This is a genomic window from Halorientalis persicus, assembly GCF_900110215.1.
Taxonomy (GTDB): Archaea; Halobacteriota; Halobacteria; order Halobacteriales; family Haloarculaceae; genus Halorientalis; species Halorientalis persica.
The window spans coordinates 33,974-54,233 of the sequence record NZ_FOCX01000019.1; the positions used below are offsets into that span (position 1 = coordinate 33,974).

The window sequence follows — 20,260 nt, forward strand, 5'->3', positions numbered from 1 at the left end:
CATTGTGTCCGTCCGTTAGGACGCTCTTACTGGCCGGACGCGTCTGACGTGTGGCTGACGCGTCGGGTCGCCGCGTCCAGGTGGTAACAAAACGTTATGTGCGAGTAGCCGTAGCCTTCAAGACATGAATACGGTCGAGTCGGGTGGTGGTGTCGAGGTCGACGTGCGGAACGTCGGCGGCATCGACCGAACGCGGTGTACGTTCGAGCCGGGGATCACGGTACTGACAGGGGAGAACGCGACCAACCGAACGTCGTTTCTCACGTCGCTGATGGCGGCGCTGGGCAGCGACGAGGCGACGCTGAAAAGCGATGCCGACGAAGGCGAGGTGCGACTCTCACTGAACGGCGAGACGTACACCCGGACCTTCGAGCGGACGGACGGTGGGGTCACGATGGGGGGCGACCCGTACCTGAAGGATCCGACCGTCGCGGATCTCTTCGCCTTCCTGCTGGAGTCAAACGAGGCGCGGCGGGCGGTTCGATCGGCGTCGGACCTGCGCCAACTGGTGATGCGGCCGGTCGACACCGACGAGATCCACGCCGAGATCGACCGGCTGGAAGCGGAGAAACGGCGGCTCGACGACGAACTCGAACAGCTGGACGACCTCGAGGCCGAACGGGCCGACCTCGTGGACGAACGTGCGCAGTTGGCCGACGAGATCGAGGACGTAGAGCGCGAACTCGAGACCCGGCGGGCGGAACTGTCGGACCTGGACGCCTCGATCGAGGAGAGCAAATCCCACCGCGAACAGCGCCAGGCGGAGTTCGCGGAACTGGAATCGGCTCGCGAGGACCTGGAGCGGACGCGTCGGCAGCTGGAGACCGAACGCGAGAGCCTCGACTCCCTGCACGAGGAACGTGCGGAACTGGAACGGCGACGCGAGGCGTTGCCCGACGACACCGGCGACCGACTGACCGAGATCGAGTCGGAACTCGACCGGCTCAGGGAACACAAGCGGTCGTTGGAGTCGACGATCAACCGGCTCGGACAGATCGTCCAGTTCAACGAGTCGATGGTCGACGGTGACGACGCGCCCGTCGAGGGCCTGACCGAGCGTGACGACGACGTGACGGCGCAGCTCCTGCCCGACGACGAGGTCGTCTGCTGGACCTGTGGCTCCGAGGTCGAGGAGGCGGCCATCGAGAACACGCTGGACCGACTCCGGGATCTCCGTCAGGAGACCGTCTCTCAGCGGCGCGAGATCAGTGCCGAGATCGACGACCTGCAAAGCGAGAAACGCGATCTGGAGTCGACCCGTGAAGAGCGTGAGCGAGTCGACCGACGGCTGTCGGACCTGGACGCCGAGATCGAGCGCCGGACGGAGAACGTCGACGAACTGGAGTCCTCGATCGACGACCTCGAAGTGCGTGTCGAGGACCTCGAAGACGCCGTTCGCGAGCGGGACGAGCGCGAGTACGAGGAAGTCATCGAGCGCCACCGAGCGGTCAACGAACTCGAGTTCGAGCTCGAAGCGCTCCGGGACGACCGCGACGCCGCCGCCGACGAAATCGAAGAGATCGACGCGCGACTCGACGAGCGCGAGGAACTCGAAGCCAGGCGGGAGTCGGTCGCCGAGGAGTTGCAGGTCCAGCGCACGCGGATCGAACGGCTGGAAGCCGAGATGGTCGAGACGTTCAACGACCGGATGGCCGAGGTCCTCTCGCTTCTGGATTACGACGGGATCGACCGGATCTGGATCGAAGCCCGAGAGCGTGAGACACGTGAGGGTCGTCGAAAGGTGACCGAACGGGTGTTCGACCTGCATATCGTCCGCCGTGGTGACGAGGACGGCGTCTACGAGGACACCGTCGACACGCTCAGCGAGAGCGAGCGGGAGGTCGCGGGGCTCGTGTTCGCGCTGGCGGGGTATCTCGCCCACGACCTCGACGAGACGGTGCCGTTCGTCGTGCTCGATTCGCTCGAAGCTATCGACGGCGACCGGATCGGTCGACTGCTGGAGTACTTCGCCGACCACACGCGGTACCTGGTGGTCGCACTGCTGGACGCCGATGCGGCGGCCGTCGACGACAGCCACGAGCGTATCCAGATGGGCTGAGTGGGGTCGTCGCGGACTGTCGAGGCAGTAGCCTCGGCCGTCAGTGACCCGAAAAGTGGGGGCAGGGGAATGTCCTGGGCCCTGTCCGTGGGGGCAGGGCTGGCACCCCGGCACGGGTGGGGGCGGTGTCGGTTGCCGGGGCGCACGCTCACGTACCGGAGTCCGGTCTAAAGTTATCGGCCGGATGCGATCGGTGGCGACCGATCCAGCCGACAGTAACCTCCCTGTACTCGCTCGCACCGGGAACTGCCGGACTCGACGCTCGTGCGCTCGGCTCCGTCGGCCGTAGCAGCGGCTTTCCGAGCCCGACGGGGGATACGGCCGCCATAACAAACTGCCGGAACTCACCACCCAGAGGTATGGACGAGCCCGTGGAGTTTACGGACATCTACGTCGACGAGGCGATGGTCGACCGGGCCACCGAGGTGCTCCGGAGCGGTCGGTACGTCAAGGGGCCGATGGTCGAGCGGTTCGAGACCGCGTTCGCCGAGTTCTGTGGCACGGACTACGCCGTCGGGGTCGCCAGCGGCACGGACGCGATCTACCTGTCGCTGAAAGCGGCCGGCGTCGAGGCAGGCGACGACGTGTTCGTGCCGGCACACACCTTTTTCGCGACGGTGAGCCCGGTGCTCGAACTCGGGGCGAACCCGGTCTTCGTCGACCACGACCCGGTGATCTACACGATGGACGCGCTGGACCTCGGGGAACGAGTCAGGGCGGCCGACGATCCGGCGGCGGTCGTCCCGGTCCACATCTACGGCCACCCGGCCGATATGGGGGCGATCCGGGAGGTGGCCGACGCACACGACCTCGCGGTGATCGAGGACGCCTGTCAGGCCCACGGCGCGACCTTCGAGGGCGACCGCGCCGGTAGTCTCGGGGACGCCGGCGCGTTCAGCTTCTATCCCTCGAAGAACATGACCGTCGCCGGTGACGGCGGGATGCTCACGACCGACGACCCGGACCTGGCTCGTGAGGCGCGGCTGCTCCGGAACCACGGACGCAACGAGGACGGCGAACACGTCCGCTTGGGGCTGAACCACCGACTCGGCGAACTCCACGCGGCGCTGGGCCTCGAACAACTCGACCACATCGACGACTGGAACGAGAAGCGCCGCGCGGCGGCGGCACGGTACACCGACCGACTGGGGCACGTGGACGCGGTGACGACCCCGCAGTCCCGCTCCGAGGCCGAACACGTCTATCACCTCTACGTGATCCAGGTCCCGGACCGGGCGGACCTCCGGGATTCGCTCGACGCCGCGAGCGTGCAGACGGGGATCCACTATCCGGATCCCGCCCACGAGCATCCAGCCGTCGAACGCCGACTCGACGAGCCACCCAACGTTCCACGGACGGAGACGCTGACCGACCGCATCCTCTCGCTCCCGATGCACCCCCGAATCACCGAGACGGAGATCGACCGGGTGTGTGCCGCCATCGAGCGGCATTACGATCGATGAGGTACGGTATCGTCGGGACGGGCTACTGGGGGAAAAATCACGTCCGCGTCGCGACGGAACTCCGGGACGCGGGAGCCATCGACGAGGTGGTGATCTGTGACGCGGACGGCGAGCGGGCGGCCGACCTGGCGTCGACCTACGACGTGGCGTACACCACGCGCCACGACCGGCTGGCGGTCGACGCCGCGTCGGTGGCGACGCCGTCGCCCACCCACGAGGACATCGCGACCGACCTGCTCCGGTCAGGGACGGACCTGTTGGTCGAGAAGCCGCTGGCGCTGTCGGCCGACGCCGCCTGGAACGTCGTGGAGACGGCCCGCGAGGAGGGGCGGACGCTCGGCGTGGGCCACATCTTCCGGTACCACCCTGGACTCAGGGAGCTGAAGCGGCTGATCGACGCCGGCGAACTCGGCGAGGTCGAGTATCTCCACACCGCCCGCTTCGCGTTCCGGGTCCCTCGGGATACGACGGGCGTCCTCTACTCCCTCGCCGTGCACGATGTGGACGCGTACGACTACCTCCTCGGGGAGCGCCCGGATCGAGTCCACTGTACGATGAATTCCACCCACAGGGACGACATCGACGAGACGACGACACTCACGCTGGAGTACGGCGACCGGACGGGCGTGATCCACTCCTCTTGGCAGATTCCGGTGTTCGGGAAGCGCCGGGACCTCGCGGTCGTCGGCACCGACGGCGCGGCGTACCTCGACTACCTCGCGGACACCGAGGTCGAGGTGTACGACGCGAGCATCGTCGCCGACGCCAGCGGCGACCTGCGCAAGCGTGACGAGGGCAAGACCGTCCACGAGGCCGCGGACGCGGAACCGCTGAAGACGGAACTGCGTGAGTTCGTCGCGGCCGTGGAGGGCGGCCGTGACCCACCGGCGAGCGGTCGCGTCGGCGCACGGACGGTCGAACTGCTCGAACGGGCTGCGACCGCGGCCGACGCCGGACAGATCCTCGAGGTTCCCGTTCGAACTCGATCCGTAGAACGGATGAATACGGATTAATACGACGCATACGCTAGCTCAGTAGCGGTCGACACCGACGCCGAACCGTTCGAAGTCGGCCACGTTGCGGGTGACGGCGGTGGCATCGGCTGTGTTCCGTTCAGATCCCCGGCACGCCGAACGCGTCGAATTCGGTGACGCCGGCCGAGGCGAGGACCGAGAGGACGACTACGGCTGCGACCCACGCGACGAGCGCGATCGCGGCGGCCGAGAGCCAGCCGCCGGCGTAGCGGCGCTTGATGACCCAGAGATACGACAGGAAGACGAGCACTGGGCCCAGACCCGGAATACCGCCGAACAGCCAGCCGACGATCCCCCAGACGAGCGCTCCGATCAGCGCCGTCCAGACAGCGTGTTCGTAGTTGCTTTCACCCGTCACGATCAGCGCGCCCACGTGGATCCCCAGCGCGCCGATCAACAGGCTCACCAGGAAAACCACCAGACTGTCGACGAGTCCCATATCTTAACTGTCGGCGCGGCGGTAAAAAAGGCGACGGCCGCGGCGTGTGGTCTCGACTCTCGAGTCACTCCGCCAGCACGCTCTCGTAGTCGGACTTGGTGAGGTAGAGTTTGCGGTCGCCCACCCGCGTCCAGGCGGGTTCGTGCGGTGGGAAGTCGAGCGCCCGAACGCGGTCGTAGAGCGCGAGCTGACTCGCCTCGTCGGTGGCGGTCAGTTTCTCGGGCGGAATCTCCTTCAGGTCGTCGAGGCTGTCCTTCGCGTAGAAGTACCGCGTCCCGTCGTAGGCCGACTGTGGCGTCGCCAGGTCCTCGATCTCGCGGGCGGCGATGGCCGGTAACTGTGCTTCGAACAGGTCGATGGAGGCGTCGCGGACGCGCTCGTAGAGGGTGCGGGCGGTGTCGTGCTCGGTGATCGGGGCGAACTTCCGGTCGATCACGTCGCCGGCGTCGACGTCCTCGGCCATGACGTGCAGCGTCGTCCCGTGTCGCCAGTGGTCGTCCTCGCGGGCGTTCATGATCGAGTGGCTGAACACGTTGCTCCCGCGGTAGCGCGGGAGTTCGGCCTGATGGAGGTTCAGCGCGGCCTCGCGTGGCGTCTCCAGCAGGTCCGGACCGAGGATGTTCGGGTAGTAGACCGAGAGCAGGTAGTCGATGTCCGCACCGACCACGGCGTCCTCCTCGTCGGTCGTCAGCACCGGGAGGTCGTGGTCGAGCGCTCGTTCGTGGACCGACCCCTCCCACCAGGAGTCGTAGTTTCGGGGGTAGGTCACCACGGTGTCGACGGTGAGCTCGTCGTGGGCGACGAGGCGCTCCAGACACGCCTCGCCCAGCGGATGGCTGCCGAAGAAGGCGACGGATACCATGCCTGCGGTGACGCCGCTGGGCGGGTTTGTTATGGACCCCTTTGGGATCGCCGATCGGCGATTCGGCCGACGGTGCGGTGTCGCGAGCCTGTCTTAACCAACAGATGTGCCGAATCGGGATTCTTAACCAACACCGCTCGATCGCCGGTCTCGCCCTCCCCCGTCGCTGGTGCCGCCGAGTCGTTCGCGCAGCTGCCCAACCGCGTTCCGCACGGCGAACTCGAACACGGGGCGACCGCTCGGGAGGGTGTACACGTCGCCCAGTCGCTCGGGTTCGCGGGCGCGGCCGTCGCGGACGGCACGCAGGGCCGGCAGGAGCAGGTCGCCCGATTCGGCGTAGAGTCGTCGTCTGACGGCTTCCCAGGCGTGACAGTCCCCGATATCGACCGTCCGGAGGGCGGCGATCTCGCCGGCGTCGATATCCGGGGTCAGTCGCTGGACGGTGATCCCGGCCGTGTCGGCGTCGTGGACGAACTCCCAGAACCCCGCGGGCTGGCCGCGGTACTCCCGGAGGTCGCCGTGGTGGTAACTGAGGACGCCGTACTCGAAGGCGGTGAGGACGGGACCGACGATAAAGTTGAAACCGAAGCGGACCGCCACGTCGGCCTCGGCCGCGATGGCGTCGACCACCTCACCGGGGATCTCCTGTTTCCAGCCGTCGACGACGCGTGGCCGGACCGCGCGCTCGGTGATTCCGTCGCGGTCGAGTACGCGGTCGACGGGGACGCGCTCGGTCCCGACGCCGCGGGGCCGGAGCCACGCGTTCAGCGCGTTCACGACCGCCCACTCCCGGACTTCGAGGCCGCGCCGGAGCGTGTCCCCGAGCGAGCGGTCCGATTCCGCGGCGCTGTAGAGGATCGAGGTGATCGTCACGTCGTCGGCCGCCACGACCCGTTCGAGCGCCTCGGCTTGCCAGTCCCGGACCGTCGTCCCACTCAGGAACAGACAGACGTCCATCGTGGCTGGCTTCACCAGCGGGTCACTTCACGCATCGGTGGATTGGGTGCTGTCCCTTGATTTCGGGGGTACGTTACGCCTCCCGTTCGACACGTTGAACCAGTGTTCGTTTCGTCTCGCTGTCGAGTGGAATATCGTTACATCGGTCGCCTGAAGCCGAATTTTCATCTGAAATCCGGTGTGGGTGTCCTGTGCTAGTGACCGCTCACTTTCATCTGAAACGTGGTGTGGGTCTCCCATTATGCTCCTCTGTCAGTAACACGAAAATCGCGCAGGTGTGGATAACTCCACCGTCGCCGCTTCAGGCGCTGATCTTAACTTGCATCAGTGGTGTGTATGTGTCCATGCTTCGACACACCCGGTCTCGTTCTATACGCCTCACGCCAGCAACCCGCGAACCTCGCCGGGGTCGAGCAGGCCGCTCGCCACGGACAGCACGGACCAGACGGTCGCGCCCAGGAGGACGACGGCGGCGAGCGAGAGGATGCCCGAGATTCCGGGACGTGCGAGCCAGACGACACCGCCCATCGCCAGCGCGATGACGCCGATCCGGAGGGTGCGCTCGGCCAGATACCCCATCCCGAGGTCGAGTTCGCGGTGGATGTAGAAGACGTTGACCGCGGTGTACGCCGAGTAGGTCGTGACGGTCGCGACGGCGGCCCCCATCACGCCGTAGGGTGGGATCAGCAGGAGGTTCAGGACGACGTTGCTCCCGGCGGCGGTCCCGCGAGCGAGCGCGCGGATGCGGGCGAGCCCGAGGTAGTCGAGGCCGTTGCCGGTGATCTTGTGGACGGCGCGGACGACGACGAAGAGACTGAACAGCTGGAGGACGGGGACGGCCCCGAGGTAGTCGGTGCCGACGACGAACCGGATGGCGGGGTCGGCGACCAGCGCCAGGCCGACGGCGGCGGGGACGTACAGCAGGAGGACGTTCTCCATCGAGCGCTCGTAGAGGGTCGCGGCGGTCCCCGTGTGATCGTCGGCGTGCTGGTCGCCGAGCGCCGGCGAGATGGTGAACCCGAGCGCCGTCGCGGGGACGATACAGAAGTCCGCGATCTGTTTCGCGAGCGTGTAGAACCCGACGGCGACGGGGCCGACCAGCACCCCGAGCAACACCTTGTCGATCCGGCTGTCGAGGACGACCGAGAGCCGGGTCGCCGCCGTCGGGACGCTATACTCCAGAATCCGGCGCGTGAGGCCGGCGGCCGGCTCCGTGGCCGCGTCCAGGTCCGCGAGAAAGTGGGTTCGGAGGGCGACGAGACCGACGACGGCCCCGGCGGCGTACCCCGCGACGTAGCCCGCGAAGGCCCCGAGAGCGCCGAATCCCAGTAGTACGAGCCCGATGGCACCGACCACGCGCGTCAGGGAGTTCACGACGCTGATCGCGGCCGTGTACTCGACCCGGTTGAACCCCTGGAAGACGTTCGTCAGGTACGAGAAGAACGACCGGGCGATCACGAAGACGGCACCGAGCAGGAGGAACGGGGTCAGCGTCGGATCGTCGAGCAGGCGGGAAAGCGGTCGGTGGAGCAGGACCATGCCGCCGGCGACGACGAATGCGAGGATCGTCAGGTACCGCACGGAGATCGACAGGACGTGTGGGACCTGTCCCTCGTCGGTCGCGAGGAACTCGGTCACGTAGCGGCCGGTCGATTTGGGGAGGCCCAGCGTCGCGAGCATCGCGCCGACGCTCACGACGGAGATGGCGAAGTACAGCAGGCCGTACGCTCCGGGTTCGAGGAGGTACCGCGTCAGCGCGAACAGGAGGACGGCGTTCGCCAGCGCGTACACGACCCGTGCGCCGAAGAAGGCTTTCGCGCCGCGGACGAGACGAGTGGTGAGGTCCATGCTGTGTGGTCAGGAAACCGAACCGTTGCGCTGGTCGACGTAGTAGAGTCGGAAGTCACCGTTCGATCGGACGCGGTGGATGCCGGGCGTCGTTCGCAGGTCGCGAAAGCCCGAGAGGGGGTACCGGAACCCCTGGTAGAGCCTGACCTCCTGTGCGAGGTCCCGGTCGGTGATCGGGACGTACCGGTCGCTGTCGTAGTGCGTCGAGACGTTCGTCCCGAACACCCGGTCGGGAATCCCCTCCTCTTTGCCCTCGAACAGCCTGCCGTCCGGGGTCCGGTCGGTGAACGTGGTGCCGAAGACGGCGTCGACGTAGCGGCGCGGACCGCCCCTGACACCCGCGTACTCGACGCTGGGATCGCGGTGCTCGAAGGAGTTCTCGTAGCCCTCCATACTCGTCAGCGTGACCTGGTTGGACGGCTGGAAGATGTACGGCGAACTGTGGACGTGGGCGACCTGTGCGGCCAGCAGCGCCGTGAAGGCGACGACGGCGAAAAAGCGCATCGTCCGCCAGGAGGGCCAGGGGGCCGAAACTGGAACGCCGTCGACGAGGCCGACCGCGGCGAGCACGGTGACGACGACCATCGCCGCGCCGAGATACCGGAAGGGCAGGACGGAGACGCTCCCCGCGAAGAAGACGAGGAAGGTGCCCGAGAGCAGGGCGAGTCCGACCGCCAGATACCGCAGGCGAGTCCCCCGGCGGGCGGGGTCGTCCATGCGACCCAGCCAGCCGGCCAGGACGACGAATCCAGCCACGGCCGAGAGCAACAGGCTCACGCCGAAGAGCTTGAGGAACAGTTCGGGGACGCTCCCCCCGAGGATCTCCAGCGAACTGGCTCGTCGAGTCACCTCGTCGCCGGGCGGTTCGGCACCCAGCAATCCCTGGATCAGGCCCCCCATCGCACCGTGGAACCGTTCGAACCGCGGGGTCCACAGGAGAAAGGCCGCCGTCGCGACGGCGAAGGGCGCGTAGAACGGGCGCTGTCGGCTGATCGGGTGGTCGCGGCCCCAGCGGCGGAACAGCCACTGGACGGCGACGATAGCCCCGAACAGAAGCAGGACGCTGCCGGCCTGCTGGGGGTGTAAGAGGACGACCGTGGCCGACGCGAGTGCCAACAGGACGCCCAGTCCGCTCGCCGCCCGCGGGAAGCCCGAATCCGGCAGATCGAGGTATCTGAAGGCCAGGTAGAGGACGAAGGGGACGAAGAAGATCGCCTGACTCGTCGGGTACGGTTCGAGAAAGACGCTGACGTTGTTGATCGGGAGCAAGAGCGCGCCCGCGACGGTGCCGGTCACGAGCGCCCACCGCGAGTCGGCGACCTCGCGAACACAGAGGGGAACGAACGCGAGAAAGAGGGCGGTGAAGACGACGACCACGTACAGCATCGCCCGCGTGAGATCGACGCCCAGCACGCGGGAGACGAACACTGACACCGAGTGGATGCCGGGGTAGAGAAAGCCGACGGGGCTGAGCCGGTTCTCGGCCAGCAGGCGGGCGAATCCGAGGTGGGACAGCGAGTCACCGGGACCCCAGAAGTAGTAGTTGCGGAGGAGTGGCAGGGCCGCGACGGCGAGGACGCTCGCGGCCAGCAGGAGGAGCGCCCCCCGGCGGACGCCGCGGGTCACCGCGGGGTTGTACGCGACGAACAGCGCGAGGACCACGGCCAGCCCGAGGCCGGCCCAGAAGGCGACCGGGGTCGCGGCGTACACGTCGAGTTCGTAGCGGCGACCGGGGTCGAGCCAGGCGGCGACGGTCGCCGTCGCGAAGGCGAGATAGCCGAGTGCGAGCGACAGCCGCGCCGACCGCACGGGCTCAGTCCCCATCCGTCACCCCTGTCCCGTCGATGCTTGGGCGTTCGTGCGGCGTTGGGTGTGTCCATACAGTCATGTCGAGTCGTAGCGTCGGTCGGGTGGGCCGAACCCCTCGCGGGGCGTTGTAATGGGGCGCTTTGCGGGCTCGACCACGACGTTCGGCACTCGCTACGGGGCCAGCCGATCGCCCGAGACTCACGCTCACGCTCGGTCGTCCAGTACCTCGTCGTAGACGGCCCGGATGCGCTGGCCCATCCGTTCGAGGCTGAGGTCGCGGGCGTGGTCACGACCGTTCGAGGGCCCGCCGGCGCGCAGGACCTCGACGAGACCGTCGATCAGTTCGGGATCGGTTCGGCCGACACCCGACGGTGTCACGCCGTCGAGTCGTTCGGGCACGTCGCCGACCGCCGTAGCCACGACCGGCGTGTTACAGGCCATCGCTTCCTTGACGGTGTTGGGCGAGCCTTCCCGTTTCGAAGTCAACAACAACACGTCGGCCGCGTTCATGTAGGTCGGCATCTTCGAGTGGGGCACGTCCGAGATCGTCTGGAGCGTGACCGACTCGTCGAGGCGCTCGCGAGCGCGCTCGACCACCCGCTCGGCGCGGGGGAAGTCCTTGACCTCCCGTTTGGGCGGGTAGGGGAACAGGACGTGTCGCGCCGAGTCGTTCCAGCCGAGTTCGGCGCGGGCGTCGGCCTGTGGCCGCGGGACGAACGTGTCCAGGTCGACGCCGTGGGGGATGACGTGGCAGTCCCGGTCGAGTTCGGCGGCCATCCGGTCGGACATGACGATCACCGCGTCGACGTGGGGGACGAGCCGTCTGGTCACCCAGCCGTACTCGCCGAGCAGGTCCGAGCCCCACAGCGAGAGGACGACCGGCAGTCGCGGCTGGACGACCGCGGGCGGCGCGGTCAGCCCGTAGTTGGCGTGCAAGAGATCGTAGTCGCCAAGCGAGTGCCGGAGCGCCCGGGTCCCGAAACGCGCGTAATCGAACAGGGAGCGTTGCCCCGTCGTCCCGGCCTCGACCGACGCGCTGTGGCTCTTGCCGGGCACGGACACGGTCGTCGAGGCGATGCCGAAGGACGCGATCGTGCGCAACTGGCGCTCGTAGAACTGCGCCTCCTGGTTGGTGACGAAGTTCAGCACGTCGAGCGGGCGCGCGCCGGTGTCGGTCCGGGTGTCGTCCCGGTGGCGGCTACTGAGCGTCACCGAACTAGGGCCTGGTAGGTCTTTTTCGCCAGCGCCATCGTTCGGCCGCCCGATTCGACGACGTAGTACGGCACCAGTTCCGCGCCGAACTTGCTCTTGTACTGGCAGAGTCGTTCGGTGTTGGCCCCCATCAGGTCGTAGGTCGTCACCGACTCACGGGGCGGATCGTCGATGATGTCCTCGATGATGCGCCAGTGGAGCAGGCTGTTGAGGCCGACGCCATCGTGGACGGTGCGGGTGCCGCCCTGCCAGAAGTAGGCGGCGTCGTTGGAGTAGAGGACGGTGATCCCGGTGAGGAACTGCCCGGACGCGTCTCGGGCGACGTAGATCCGGGCGCGGCCGGTCTCCAGAAGCGAGGCCACCAGATCCGAGACGTAGGCCCACGAGAGGGGATAGTTCCGGCCCTGTTCCTCGTAGCGGGCGCGGGTCTGCTCGTAGATGGCGCGGGCGTCGTTGCGGTCGCCCCGTTCGACGGTCACGTCCAGATCCTCGGCGTCCCGCACGTCTCGCCGCAGACTCTTGCTGAAGTCCTTCCGGACGGACTCGGGGTCCCGTCCCGCCAGGTCGAGCTGGTAGGTGAACTGCGTCCCGAGATCGAAGTCCTGCCACCGGAACGGCCGGGGGTCCGCGTAAGTCGTGTTACAGATCATCCGGAACAGTTCCAGCGGGGAGTCGCTCTCGATCTCCTCGAGGACCGCCTCGGTGAACCGCCGGTTCACCTTCTCCTGTTTGCGGCGTTTCGGGCTCTGGGGCATCAGGACGGGGCCGAGCCGGGAAACGCTCATGCCGGGGGGCGGCGAGAACACGAGCGTGCTGAACAGCCGCTCGGCGACCACGACCGGCATCAACCCGACCGGTTGATCGCCCTTGTACCCCGCGAACAGTCGGAGGTCGCCGTCCACGTGTTCGCCGAGCACTTCGAGCGCCGCCGGCGCGTGGAAGACCTCGAAGCCCGCGTCGGGGAGGACCGACTCCCACTCGTCGATCTCGATGGGTTCGACTCGCATCGCTGAATCTGCCGACGAAACGCTCAGTCACACCTTTGTTATCGTGGGCCTACCGGACCCACGTGGTGGCTGTCACCGCTCGTCCCGCGAACCCATCACTGTCGCTGTGGCGTCGACTGCGGATCGACCGCAGTCGGGTGATCCATGCTCGCGTAGAGGTCGCCCAGCGGCCCGATCCAGGCACCCATGTCGAGCGCTCGCTCGATCAGCCGGCGGTAGAGCCGCTCGTAGCCCGCGTAGTCGTCGCTGAAGTACCGCGGGTGCCACAGGACCGACATCGCCGCCTCGTTCTCGCGGGCCTCGCCCAGGAGCGATTCACAGACGTTCCAGGCGCGGTCCCACTCGGTCTCGGGATCGGGGAGGGTCTGTTCCATGACGGTCACGGGGAAGACGACGAAGGCGTCGTCGAACGGGCGGAACGGTTCGTACCGGTCCCGGAAGCCGTACGCGTCCCGAGAGCCGGGTGTCGCGTCGTAACGCAACCCGACGGCGCGCTGGCGGATCCAGGTGTCGGGGCGCTCGCAATTCAGGTAGTGTTGGCGGCCGCCGAGGATGCCGTGGCCCAGGATCTCCTCGATGCGGGACTTCTCGGTGGCGAGCATCGCCGTGTCCCGGTAGGACTCGAAGGAGCCGTGGAGGCCGACCTCCCAGCCGTCGCGGTCGAGTTTTCGGATCACGTCGCGGACGGCCTCGTCCGACAGCGAGTAGCGGCCGGCGTAGAGCCGCCAGGCCGACGGGTCGGCCAGGTCCGCGGTCGGGCGGTCGCCGAACAGCGACTGTTCGTCGAGGAAGTACCAGCTCGACCGGACGCCGTGGTTCGATTCGATGTCCATCACGCGCTCGAAGGTCCAGTAGGGGTTCCGATCCGGCAGGAGGTCGAGCAGGTGCCGCGGGTCCCGATCCGTGAGCGCGTAGTACAGCGACTGGTAGGTCTTGTACGGGCGGTCTACGTCGTGGGAGAGACAGAGCGCGAACGCGGCGTCGTCGGCGACGGTCCCGTCCAGCCAGCTCATGAAGAGACCAGTGTGAGCCCGCGTTTGACGGCGTTGATTGCCGCGTCCTTGGCCCCTTCGACGAGCCATTCGGGGCGGCTCCCGGCCCAGCGGTTTGGATGGGAGAGCAGACAGACGCGGTCGACACCCCCCGACAACAGGAGCCCGGCTAGTTCCGGCGTCGTGTCGACCTGCACCCGTTTGTCACCTTCGCCCATCGTGTGATCTTTGACCTTGAGGTCGCCGTCCCGCCAGGTGCGGCCAGTATCGGAGAAGTAGGTTACGTCGGTGAAGTCCAACGAGAGGTAGGCCTCGCCCAGTAGATCGTAGTCCGCGGGGTCGGCGTGCTCCCAGAGGTCGCGATTGTCGTGGGGCGAGAGGGGATTGCCGTGCATACAGACGGTCTCCACGTCGACGAGCCCCCGGAGCCGGCCGAGTTCGCGCTCGAAGGAGGCGAGTGCGGCCCGGGGGTCGCCGTCGGCCCGGTCGAGGTCCTCGTAGTGATAGCCGATTTCGTGGCCGAGCGCGGCGATGCGTTCGATCAGGGTCGGGCGGAAGGTCTTGTCGATGGTCCTGACGTAGTAGGTGCTCTCCACGCCGCGTTCGGCCTCGATCCGCGCCATCGCGAGGGCGTTGCGCGGCTTCCGATCCATGTCGTGGCGCAGGACGGCGAGCCGCTCGGGGAGTCCCGTTCCGCCGTCGGGCGTTGGATCCGACGTTTTATCACTGGGTCGCTCGGGGGGCGATTCGGTCCCGGTCGCGTCGGCGCGACGGGTGAGGTACTCCCGGACCGGGAGGAACTCGTAGCCGGCCGCCAGTCCCGCGTCGAGGAGTCGGCCGTACATCGGATAGGTGAAATCAACGTATCGGGACATCTAGATGGGCCTCCGTTGTGGGCTGACCGGACGGCGACGGCGGGTGCAGGTCGCCACCGTCGGCCGCGGTCCGTCGTTCGTCACCCGCTGCCCACGCTGGCGGCTTAGTTATGCCCGACCTGTCCGGCGGTAGGAGCGTGGTGTCCGGTGAAACGATCCGATGGGCGAGAGGTCACTTCGAGCGGGCGTCGACACCGTCGCTCGCGTCCTGATCCGGGACCCGACGGGGGGCCGTCGACGCCGGTCGTCACGCTCGGGGTGGGTCCTAATCCCACGATAACTTAGGCGAGTGAAACGGTCGGTTGCCCCATGACCGGGGACCGACGACGGGTGCTATTCGACATCAACCACCCCGCACAGGTGCACCTGTTTCGGCCGCTCGTTCGCGACCTGGCGGGACGGGGCCACGAGACGCTGGTCACTTCACGTGACAAGGAGATCACGACGGAACTGCTGGACGCGTACGACATCCCACACGAGTGTCTCTCGACCGAGGGCGGCGGCCTGTTCGCGACGGCTGCCGAGATGGGCGTCAAGGGTATCCGGCTCTACCGCATCGCCCGGTCGTTCGATCCCGATGTCGTAGTCGCGCGGCCGAATCCGCCCGCAATCTACGTCGCGAATCTGCTCGGTGCCCGGAGTGTAATGTTGCGGGACACCGTGATCCCCTCCCGGCTCCTGCGCGCGTGTTATCGCGGACTGATGCTCCCGTTCGTCGACGATCTCTGTGCGCCGGCGGGGTTCGAGACGAGCCTGACCGGCGGGCAGAACCACACGCTCGGGTTCCAGGAACTGACCTACCTCCACCCCGACCGGTTCGAACCGGACCGCGAGCGCCTGGAGACACACGGCGTCGCGACCGACGACCCGTACTTCGTCCTCCGCTTTGCGGCGTGGGACGCCTACCACGACGTGGGCGGTGGCGGCTGGTCCGCCGCGGGCAAGCGCGAACTGGTCGATGCCCTCTCGGAATACGGGACGGTGTATATCACGAGCGAGGCCGACCTGCCCGCCGAGTTCGCCGAGTACGAACTGACGGTGCCGCCACACCTGATCCACGACCTGCTCTACTTCGCGGACCTCTACGCCGGTGACTCCCAGACGATGGCGACGGAAGCCGCACTGCTGGGGACGCCGGTGATCCGGGTCAACTCGAAGGTCGGTACCCACGAGATGCACAATTTCGAGGATCTAGAGCGGCGGGGCCTGCTCTACTCGTTCCGCGACGAAAAGCGGGCGCTGGCGAAGGCCCGCGAACTGGTCGCCGAGGGCGACGAGGCCGACTGGCAACGCCGCCGTCGCGAGTTGATCGCCGACAAACCCGACGTGGGTGCCTATCTGCGAGATCTGATCCTCGATCCCGACGCGGCGGGGCGGGACCGCGAGGATCGGCGGCTGACCGCCCCGTCGAGCTGAGCGGCCGATCCAGCGACTATCACCATCGGTTGAGACTGCTTATCGGCCGTTGGCCGGGAATAACAATGAGTGCCCGGCACCCGAGCAAAGCCCATGTCGTTACGCACAGCCGTCGTCGGCGGCGGGACGGTTTCTGACAACCACCTCGACGGGCTCGAATCACTCCCGTTGACGACGCTCGCCGCGTTCTGTGACATCGACAGCGACCGCGTCCGGGCGGTCGCCGCCGAGTACGGCATCACCGGCTACACCGACCCCGAGACGATGTTCGCCGAAGCCGATCTCGACTGGGTCCATCTCTGTACGCCGGTCGGGACGCACCTGGACCTGGCGACGAGCGCCATCGCGGCCGGGATTCCGGTGTTGATCCAGAAACCGATCACGGAGACTGCCGCGGAGTACGAGCAACTCGCCGAGACCGCGCGTGACCACGGCGTGCACGTCTCGGCGGTCCACAACCACGTCTTCGACCCGGCGATGCGAGAGTTGACGACGGCGCTCCAGCAGGACGCGGTGGGCGAGGTCCGGGCCGTCGACGTGCGGTACACCGGGCAAACCTACCCCGACGACGTGCGCCGGGGCGAGTGGGCCTTCGACCTCCCCGGCGGCGAGTTCGAGGAGGGGCTGCCACACCCGCTGTACCTGTTGCTCCGCGTGGGCGGGTATCCCCGTGCGGAGGGCGACGTGCAAGTCGTCACGCACTGCCGCGGCGAGTACGAGCGGCCGTTCACCTACGACGGGGCGAAGCTTCAGTACTGCAGTCGGGAGGACCTGCTCTGCAGTGCGACGTTGACGCCCGGTCGTGTCCCCGACAAGAGCGTGACCGTCCACGGCGAGGACGGCGTGTTGATCGCCGACCTGATCTCACAGACGCTGGTCCGGCTGGATCGGGACTATCAGGCTTCCCCTATCGCCCGTGCGCGAAGCAACGTCGACCGCGCAGTCGCTCGTCTGCGTGGGAACGCGGCGAATCTCAGGCGTGTGATCGCACGCCGGCGCAACGACGACTGGGAGACGAAGACGGAACTCGACGCCCACGCCTACCAGTTCGAGGCCGAAGCGCTGGCGCTCACCGGCGACCGCGAGCCCCCCGTCCCGCTGGCGGAGGCCGGCTGGACCATCCGGCTGATGGAGGCCATCCGCGACGCCGCGGCCGACCGGACGGAGGCCACCCAGGACGTGTCGGTCTCGAACTGATCCGTACTGACTCTCTCGTGACTCCTCAGCGCTCGTTTTCGCCCTCCAATGTCTCGGGTAGTGGGTGGTGTTCGGCGGGCACGCCCGCCGCGAGTGTCTCCGGCGGCACGTCCTCGGTGACGACCGCGCCAGCGGCGACGAAGGCCCGCTCGCCGACGGTCACACCTGGCAGGATCGTGGCGTTCGCGCCGACCGAGGCGTGTGCCGAGATCGTCGGACCGGTCAGCCCCACGTCCGTCCTGAGGGGGTAAGGATCGTTGGTCAGCACGGCGTGTGGGCCGAGGAAGACGCCGTCGCCGACCGTCGTCTCGGGGGGCACGTAGACCCCGGTCTGCATACTCACGGCGTCGCCGACGGTGCAGGTCCCGTCGAGGACGGCGTTGGTCCCGAGAACCACGTCGTCGCCCACGGTCGTGTCCTCCCGCACGATGGCGTTGTGGCCGGTCGTGAAGTTCCGACCGATCCACACGTCGGGATAGACGATGGTGCCCGACCTGATGGTCGCGCCGTCGCCGACCCGTGGTGCGCGCTCGTCCGCACCCGGCGACAGGAACTCGACCGACGATGCGATCTCACAGTGCTGGCCGATCCGTGTCTCGGTCACGTTTTCCCCCCGGGGACGCTCGTTCCCGCGACGGTGCCGTCACCGTCTCGGCACGCCCCCGGTGAGTCGTGGCTTACCACGAGTAACGGCTTTGTTATGGCGCTCCTGTCCGGGTTCCCGGTATGTCGTGGCGACACGGCTCTCGGGTCCGCCCACGACCGCCAGCGTTGCATCGGCTGACCGACCGCGATACACGCGTTTCACCGCGAGCCGTGCTATCGCCCGAACACAGCCGGGAGGTAAACGGTATCTTCGGCGTATCACGATTTCCCTGATCGTAACGAAGTGGCCGGCTACGGTAGCTGGGCGGACAATGGGGACCGTCGTCCTCTCCGTCGACGCCGAACTCGGATGGGGGTTTCACGACTTCGCGGAACCGCCTCGCGACCGCCTCGCGAACGCACGGCGCGGGTGGCGAACCCTGCTCGACCTCTGTGAGGAGTACCGCGTCCCGGCGACGTGGGCCGTGGTCGGCCACCTGTTCCTGGAGGCGTGTGACGGTCGACACGAGGACCACCCCGCGCCGCCGGGCTGGTTCGAACACGAGCGCGGAACCGACCGGATGTCCTCGTCGCGACGGTTCGCCGACGGACTGATCGAGCGCATCGACGGGGCCGAGGTCGATCACGAGATCGGGCTGCACACGTTCTCACACGTCGAGCTGGGGGCGGGCGGAACGACCGCGCGGCTGGCCGACGCGGAGCTGGCGGCGGCCGTCGAGGCGGCTCGTGAGTGGGGTCTCGACCGGCAACCGCGGTCGTTCGTCTTCCCGCGGAACAAGGTCGGCAACCTGCAGGCGCTGGCCGATCACGGCATCACCTGCTACCGCGGGACGGCACCGACCGACCGGCCGACGGACGGCTACGGCGGTGCTGGGCGGCTCGTGCGGGCCGCAGTCGGGAGCGCGAGCCCACCGCTGGTCGAGCCACGACAGGACTCGCTCGGGCTCGTCGATCTGCCGGCCTCGCTGTTCCTGTTTTCCGTCGAGGGGCTGGCCCGGTCGGTCGCCGAACCGTTTGTCGGCGACCCGGTCGCGATACTGGCCAGACGCGGCATCGACGAGGCTGCCGCGAGCGACGGGGTGTTCCATATGTGGCTCCACCCGAACAATCTCGTCACGCCCCGGGACGTGGTGCGCATGGAGGCGATCCTCGAACACCTCGCCCGGGTCCGTGCTCGGACCGATCTGCGCGTCCGAACGATGGGGGCGGTCGCGGCCACGGCCCGAGAAGGTGGTGAGACGGTGGCGAAAGCCGTCGCGACCGACGGATCGGCACCGGAGTAGTTGGATCGGGATCGAGGAGACTCAACCCGTGTTGTGTTCACAGAACGGCAGGTCCCAGCTGTCCGGGTCGGCGAGGTCCCGGCCCTCGACGGTCCAGGAATTGGGCGTATCGTCGGCCGTGAGTGGCATCGTGATGAGGACCGTCGAGTTCGCGAGCGGCGACAGTGCCGGCCCGTCGTCGGGCCGGAAGCCGAAGGAGCGCAACAGCGAGGCCGGGAGCCCCGACCCGGCGACCGCGAACACGTCGGTCTCGGGCTGGGTCCGGAGCAGTCGCTCGAACAGCGCCGAGATCGCGGGCAGGCGGGTCTCGCCGGCCAGCGGCACCACGTCGGCGATCCGGGTTTCGGTTCGCCCCTCGAACTGACGGGTGCCCGCGACGAGGCCGGCCACGGGATCGCCGTCCCGGCGTGCGACGTAGCTGTCGTACGCCCAGTTGGGATTCTCGAAGCGCCAGTCGTAGAACGCCCGGTCACGGCGGACGTGAAGCACGTCGGGCTGGGGGAGGGCGGCGATGTCGGCCAGCGTCTCGCTCGGGACGGCGGCGTGACGCTCGACCTCGATGTCGGCGTGGTCGTGGCCGTTTCGGCGGCGATCCCGGAGCCGGTGGTAGCCGTCGCTGAGGCCGTCGATCGCGGTGGCGGCGCGCTCGGAGGGCCAATCGCCGAGTTTCTCGTCGAGATACGTGGATGGGCGTTCGATGCGGAGCCACGTCCGGATCGGGCCGACGATCCGGGCACCCACGTCCAGGTAGGCCGGCCGCGAGCGGGCGTTGGGGATCGCGAACAGTAACCCGGGTTCGCGTTGCCGGTAGTAGGCGAAGGCGAGGTCGTTCATCCGCGAGAGCAGGCCACGTCCGCGATGGTCGGGGTGGACCACGGTATCCGCGGTCTGCAAGCCGACCATCGTCCGGGGGCCAACCCGGAGCCGGAAGGGGACGAAGGGACGCGCCCCGACCACCTCGTCCTCCTGGTCGGCCACGAACACCGGCGTGTGGACGAGATACGGCTGACGCTCGAACTTCCAGGCGAACCACTCGCGGCTCCCGCCGAGTTCGAGTTCCGTGTCGCGGTGGAGTTCGAGGTAGTCGGTCACGTCCTCGGGCTCGATCCGGCGGATACGGTAGGTCTCGCCCTCCGCCTCGTGTTCGATAGTCGGGTCGGGGTCGGTCGCGGCCTCCGCGGGGTCGAGTTGCTGGCTCATG

Annotated in this window: 17 protein-coding genes; 6 read left to right on the forward strand and 11 right to left on the reverse strand. The window is 67.8% G+C overall.

Going from position 1 to position 20,260, the window contains the following annotated elements; translation table 11 throughout:
* The first annotated feature begins 124 nt into the window (after positions 1-124).
* The 3 genes from BMX17_RS17345 to BMX17_RS17355 all read left to right on the forward strand — a co-directional run bounded on the left by BMX17_RS17345 (position 125) and on the right by BMX17_RS17355 (position 4,535).
* A complete protein-coding gene (locus BMX17_RS17345) occupies positions 125-2,059 on the forward strand; it encodes an archaea-specific SMC-related protein (protein WP_092662401.1) in 1,935 nt (644 codons plus the stop codon).
* 359 nt (positions 2,060-2,418) lie between these two features.
* Entirely contained in the window at positions 2,419-3,522 is a 1,104-nt protein-coding gene (locus BMX17_RS17350) for a DegT/DnrJ/EryC1/StrS family aminotransferase (RefSeq protein WP_092662403.1), read from the forward strand.
* A complete protein-coding gene (locus tag BMX17_RS17355) occupies positions 3,519-4,535 on the forward strand; it encodes a Gfo/Idh/MocA family protein (RefSeq protein WP_092662405.1) in 1,017 nt (338 codons plus the stop codon). The genes BMX17_RS17350 and BMX17_RS17355 overlap by 4 nt, the downstream gene beginning before the upstream one ends.
* Positions 4,536-4,635: 100 nt before the next feature.
* On the opposite strand, the gene BMX17_RS17360 is transcribed toward BMX17_RS17355, so the two are convergent.
* The 9 genes from BMX17_RS17360 to BMX17_RS17400 all read right to left on the reverse strand — a co-directional run bounded on the left by BMX17_RS17360 (position 4,636) and on the right by BMX17_RS17400 (position 14,557).
* On the reverse strand, positions 4,636-4,995 hold the full coding sequence (locus BMX17_RS17360) for a hypothetical protein (RefSeq protein WP_092662407.1): 360 nt from the start codon (positions 4,993-4,995) through the stop codon (positions 4,636-4,638).
* 64 nt (positions 4,996-5,059) lie between these two features.
* Positions 5,060-5,857, reverse strand: coding sequence for a methionyl-tRNA formyltransferase (locus BMX17_RS17365; RefSeq protein WP_092662409.1), 798 nt, complete (start codon positions 5,855-5,857; stop codon positions 5,060-5,062).
* 123 nt (positions 5,858-5,980) lie between these two features.
* Entirely contained in the window at positions 5,981-6,814 is an 834-nt protein-coding gene (locus BMX17_RS17370; protein ID WP_092662412.1) for a formyltransferase family protein, read from the reverse strand.
* A 378-nt stretch (positions 6,815-7,192) separates the two neighbouring features.
* On the reverse strand, positions 7,193-8,662 hold the full coding sequence (locus tag BMX17_RS17375; protein WP_092662414.1) for a flippase: 1,470 nt from the start codon (positions 8,660-8,662) through the stop codon (positions 7,193-7,195).
* Between the two features lie 9 nt (positions 8,663-8,671).
* On the reverse strand, positions 8,672-10,486 hold the full coding sequence (locus BMX17_RS17380; RefSeq protein ID WP_092662416.1) for a hypothetical protein: 1,815 nt from the start codon (positions 10,484-10,486) through the stop codon (positions 8,672-8,674).
* Positions 10,487-10,675: 189 nt separating this feature from the next.
* A complete protein-coding gene (locus BMX17_RS17385) occupies positions 10,676-11,620 on the reverse strand; it encodes a glycosyltransferase (protein WP_092662488.1) in 945 nt (314 codons plus the stop codon).
* Between the two features lie 59 nt (positions 11,621-11,679).
* A complete protein-coding gene (locus tag BMX17_RS17390) occupies positions 11,680-12,690 on the reverse strand; it encodes a lipid II:glycine glycyltransferase FemX (protein WP_092662418.1) in 1,011 nt (336 codons plus the stop codon).
* A 95-nt stretch (positions 12,691-12,785) separates the two neighbouring features.
* Positions 12,786-13,703, reverse strand: coding sequence for a polysaccharide deacetylase family protein (locus tag BMX17_RS17395; protein ID WP_092662420.1), 918 nt, complete (start codon positions 13,701-13,703; stop codon positions 12,786-12,788).
* Positions 13,700-14,557, reverse strand: a complete 858-nt coding sequence (locus BMX17_RS17400; protein ID WP_092662422.1) for a polysaccharide deacetylase family protein — start codon at positions 14,555-14,557, stop codon at positions 13,700-13,702. The genes BMX17_RS17395 and BMX17_RS17400 overlap by 4 nt, the downstream gene beginning before the upstream one ends.
* Positions 14,558-14,866: 309 nt before the next feature.
* Between BMX17_RS17400 and BMX17_RS17405 the strand changes: the two genes are divergently transcribed.
* Positions 14,867-15,973 carry a DUF354 domain-containing protein gene (locus tag BMX17_RS17405; protein WP_092662424.1) on the forward strand — a complete coding sequence of 369 codons (1,107 nt, stop codon included), beginning with the start codon at positions 14,867-14,869 and terminating at the stop codon, positions 15,971-15,973.
* Positions 15,974-16,066: 93 nt separating this feature from the next.
* Positions 16,067-17,170, forward strand: a complete 1,104-nt coding sequence (locus tag BMX17_RS17410; protein ID WP_092662426.1) for a Gfo/Idh/MocA family protein — start codon at positions 16,067-16,069, stop codon at positions 17,168-17,170.
* A 25-nt stretch (positions 17,171-17,195) separates the two neighbouring features.
* On the opposite strand, the gene BMX17_RS17415 is transcribed toward BMX17_RS17410, so the two are convergent.
* Positions 17,196-17,720 (reverse strand): acyltransferase, encoded by a 525-nt coding sequence (locus BMX17_RS17415; protein WP_280141411.1) that lies wholly within the window; start codon positions 17,718-17,720, stop codon positions 17,196-17,198.
* Between the two features lie 367 nt (positions 17,721-18,087).
* On the opposite strand from BMX17_RS17415, the gene BMX17_RS17420 reads away from it, so the two are divergent.
* Entirely contained in the window at positions 18,088-19,059 is a 972-nt protein-coding gene (locus BMX17_RS17420; RefSeq protein WP_092662430.1) for a polysaccharide deacetylase family protein, read from the forward strand.
* A gap of 21 nt (positions 19,060-19,080) precedes the next feature.
* Here BMX17_RS17420 and BMX17_RS17425 read toward each other — a convergent pair whose 3' ends face one another.
* Complete coding sequence (locus BMX17_RS17425) at positions 19,081-20,259, reverse strand: GNAT family N-acetyltransferase (protein WP_092662432.1); 1,179 nt, start codon at positions 20,257-20,259, stop codon at positions 19,081-19,083.
* Position 20,260: the final 1 nt, after the last annotated feature.